Below are 2,944 nucleotides of genomic sequence, written 5' to 3' on the forward strand. Positions count from 1 at the left end.
CCCCCCCACCCTGACCCTCCCCGCAAGGGGGAGGGAAAAGCTCTATGCGGCGAAGTTCAGCAATTTGATCGCCGCATAATCCTGCACGCCGCCGCCGACGCGCTTCGTCGTGTAGAACAGCACATAGGGCTTCGCCGAGTAGGGATCGCGCAGGACGCGCAGGCCCGCGCGGTCCACCACCAGATAGCCGCGCTTGAAATCACCGAACGCCACCGCGGAGGCATTCAGCGCGATATCGGGCATGTCCTCCGCCTCCACGACAGGAAAGCCCATCAGGGTCGCGGATTGTCCCAGGCTTGCGGGCGGCGCCCAGAGATACTGGCCGTGCGCATCCTTGAACTTGCGGATCGCGGTCTGGGTCTTGCGGTTCATGACGAATGCGGCGTTCTGGCGATAGCCTGCCTTGAGCGCATAGATCAGTTCGACCAGCACGTCGGACGGGTTGGTGGCCGGAAAGGTCGCGCCGCCGGTCTGGATGGTGCCGAGGCGGCCCCACTCCCAGATTTCATCCTCAATGGTTGGAGCGGCGAGAAAGCCCTTGGGCTTGTTGACCCCGTCGCCATGGACGAAGGCCGCGCTCTCCTGTTCGGCAAAAGCCGACTCCACCTCGTCGGCGATCCAGCGGTCGATATCGACCACGCTGTCATCCAAAAGCGTCTGCGTCGCCGCCGGCATGGCGTAGAGCTCCATGGCGGGAAAGCTCATCTCGGACAGCTTCGGACCGCCGGTCTCAGGGCGCGCCGCCGTCTCGCCGACCCAGCCTGAGGCCGGACCCAAGATCGAGAATGCACGCTTGTACTGGCCGCCCGAGATCACCCGAACCGACGAGATCGCGCGGATCGGCGACACGCCGGACAGGCGCTGCAGCACCTCGCGCTCGACCGTGTCGGGCACTAGATAGCCGCCATCGGGACCGGAGCCGGCCGAGAGGGCCTTCTCCTCGAGCCGCTTGAGGCCGGTGGCCTCGCCCGAGCGCATATAGGCATGGAACGCCGCCTTGTGCTCGGCCTGCGCCGGGTCGCGCGGGGCATCGCTCGTGACGCCAAGCGGCGGGCGCGAGCGCTCGAGCATGAAACGATCAATGCGCTTCTTGGCATCGTCGAGCGCCGCGTCGATCCGCGTGAGCTTCTCGTCGGTGACGACATCGCTCGTCAGCCGCGTCTCGATCTCGCCGAGACGGGTATCGTTGGTGTCCTTGAAGGCCTCGAAGGCGCGCGCGAAATCCTCGAAAGCCGAGGCGACATCGTGCGTGGTGGATTTGGTTTCAACAACAGGGATCATGATGCTCAATCGGTTGGGATAATAAAAAACCCGCCGGGCGGCGGGTTGGGTTTTCAACGCGTCGGACGCGATCAGCGTGTATTGCGCCTGACGGTTCGCGAGACGCTGGGCCCGGTGACGGCGCCGACCCCGGCGCCCGCAACCGCGCCGACCGGGCCTGCGACCGCCCCGACACCGGCGCCAACGGCGGCCCCGCCGACGCGTTCCTGGGTGGTCGTACAGCCCGCCACTGCCAGGGCCAGGAGGGCGACGAACGATAATGTCTTCATGACAGGTCTCCCGATTGGGCGGACAAGGAACCGACTTGCAACCGCAGCGCACCGCCGACTTTCGGACAACGCGTGGAGAGAGGACGGGTTCAGGAAAACAAGCGCAGGGCGGTTTGGCGGATGGTCTCGGCCAGATGCGGCGGCGCATGCTTGACCGTCTCCACGCGCGCGCCCGGCAGCATGGGAAAAGTCACGATGGAGATTTCCCACAGGTCCAGCTTCTCCAGCCGCCGCAGTCCGGTCGGCCGTTCCGCCCGCGCCCGTTCGACGCGAAAGCCGATGGACAGGCCGTCGACCCCGCCGTCGCGCATGAGCGCGTGAATATCGCGGGCCCGCTCGACCGCGAGATTGAGTTTTCCGCGCACGCGCAAGCCGCGCCGATCCTCCTCGATGGAGAGCCAGCGCCCGACCGGCTCGGCCGGATCATGCTGCCAGAGCAGCCGGATATTGCCGACGCCCCGCACGGCAAGGCAATCCCGGAACGCGCCGGGCACCACCACGTCCTTGCCGAGATCGGCGATGCCGAAGAGGCTCGCATAACCGTCGAAAACACCATTCAGCTCGACGGTTTGCAGCGGCTGGCTGAGCAGCTTGATTTCCCTCGGGACCGAGGCCCCGAACGCCATCAGCGCCCCCCTTCGCGGGCGGATCGCGCCGGCCGGGTGTCGAGTTTCTCGAGTTGCCGGACGAAGTCCCGAAAGATCAGCGTCGCCCGATCGTGCGCCGGTTTCGGCTTGCGCGCCGCTCCCGGTTTTCGGATCGCTTTCTGGATACGCGCAGGACGCGCTGTCGATGACGTCATCGCTGACTCCCCCTTTGTCGGCGGTTGAAGACGGAAAGCTCGCGCACGAATTCATCGAACCGTCGGTTCGTCGCGAGCAGGTCGCGCAATGTCATGGCCAGCAACGCGGAGGCGCCGCTCGCCCAGGCGAACAGCGCCAAATGAGCAAGATCGCCCCGGCTGATCACAGCTTCGACGATCTGATCGATAATGTTCATGTTTTGTTCCTTTGCATTAGTTCCTTTTTTCGAGGCGGGAGACGGGTGGCTATTTTGACCGGCGGTTGGACGATGCAGGCAAATAGCGCGGAAGCCCCCACGGGCTCTCCTCGCCCTTGTGGGGAGGAGTTGGAGGTGGGGGTGTGAGCGCTGGACTTGAATCGATCACAGCGCCGTCTGGATCGAAAAATGGAGCCGACACCCCCACCCTAGCCCTCCCCGCAAGGGGGAGGGAAACCCGCGCTTGATCGAGACTACGTCGTGCGCGAACCGATCGCAGGCAAAAAGCGCGGAAGCCCCTCCGGCTCTCCTCCCCCTTGTGGGGAGGAGTTGGAGGTGGGGGTGCAAGCTCCACGCTGGACTCACCATGGCGCCGTCACCCCCCCCCTGGCCCA

The 2,944-nt window shown here is 65.5% G+C and carries 5 protein-coding genes; all 5 read right to left on the reverse strand.

The window, feature by feature from the left end; all coding sequences use genetic code 11:
* Positions 1-42: 42 nt before the first annotated feature.
* Positions 43-1,281: a phage major capsid protein gene (locus FEZ63_RS21645; RefSeq protein ID WP_150948560.1), complete on the reverse strand. Its 1,239-nt coding sequence runs from the start codon at positions 1,279-1,281 to the stop codon at positions 43-45.
* Positions 1,282-1,352: 71 nt separating this feature from the next.
* Positions 1,353-1,550, reverse strand: coding sequence for a hypothetical protein (locus FEZ63_RS21650; RefSeq protein WP_150948563.1), 198 nt, complete (start codon positions 1,548-1,550; stop codon positions 1,353-1,355).
* Positions 1,551-1,639: 89 nt separating this feature from the next.
* Positions 1,640-2,176 carry an HK97 family phage prohead protease gene (locus tag FEZ63_RS21655; RefSeq protein ID WP_201274248.1) on the reverse strand — a complete coding sequence of 179 codons (537 nt, stop codon included), beginning with the start codon at positions 2,174-2,176 and terminating at the stop codon, positions 1,640-1,642.
* Positions 2,176-2,352, reverse strand: a complete 177-nt coding sequence (locus FEZ63_RS24895) for a hypothetical protein (RefSeq protein ID WP_153245872.1) — start codon at positions 2,350-2,352, stop codon at positions 2,176-2,178. Before FEZ63_RS24895 ends, FEZ63_RS21655 begins: the two co-directional genes overlap by 1 nt.
* Positions 2,349-2,549 carry a hypothetical protein gene (locus FEZ63_RS21660; RefSeq protein WP_150948566.1) on the reverse strand — a complete coding sequence of 67 codons (201 nt, stop codon included), beginning with the start codon at positions 2,547-2,549 and terminating at the stop codon, positions 2,349-2,351. The genes FEZ63_RS24895 and FEZ63_RS21660 overlap by 4 nt, the downstream gene beginning before the upstream one ends.
* Between the last annotated feature and the right edge of the window lie 395 nt (positions 2,550-2,944).

It is taken from the genome of Microvirga brassicacearum (assembly GCF_008757455.1).
GTDB lineage: Bacteria > Pseudomonadota > Alphaproteobacteria > Rhizobiales > Beijerinckiaceae > Microvirga > Microvirga brassicacearum.